This is a genomic window from Streptococcus sp. KR, from assembly GCF_002238115.1.
GTDB lineage: Bacteria > Bacillota > Bacilli > Lactobacillales > Streptococcaceae > Streptococcus.
Genome location: NZ_NGVM01000122.1, coordinates 1 through 556, shown reverse-complemented (window position 1 = coordinate 556; position 556 = coordinate 1). Strand labels below are relative to the sequence as shown.

At 46.2% G+C, this 556-nt stretch carries 1 pseudogene; it reads left to right on the top strand.

Features of this window, described 5'->3' with window-relative positions:
* A pseudogene (locus CBI42_RS11205) lies at positions 1-556 on the top strand (N-acetylmuramoyl-L-alanine amidase family protein); the annotation flags it as partial.

Genomic DNA, 556 nt, shown 5'->3' with positions numbered 1-556 from the left:
CAAAACCCTCGCCGAAGCCAGCACCAAAACCTGCGCCTAAGCCGGTACCAAAACCTGCGCCGAAGCCAGCACCAAAACCCTCGCCGAAGCCAGTACAGAAACCCTCGCCGAAGCCAGCACCAAAACCCTCGCCGAAGCCGGCACCAAAACCTGCGCCGAAGCCGGCACCGAAACCGGCACCGAAACCTAAAGAAACAACTCCTAAACAGGATAAATCAAAATCTAAAGTTCAGACTGGCTGGGTAGGAAATTACTACCTCAAATCAGATGGGAAGAGAGCTAAAAATCAATGGGTAGATGGTGGTCGTTATTATGTTGATTCTGATGGAAAAAAGGTTAAAAGTGACTGGATTTATGATAAAAAGCATGGTTCCTATTATTATCTAACAGCAGAAGGAAGCTCTGCTCGCAATAAATGGGTAGGAAATTATTACCTCAAATCAGATGGAAAGATGGCCAAGAATGAATGGGTAGATAGCGGTCGTTACTATGTTGATTCTAAAGGCAAAATGGTAAGGGGCAAATGGGTAGATGGTGGCCGTCACTATGTAGACTA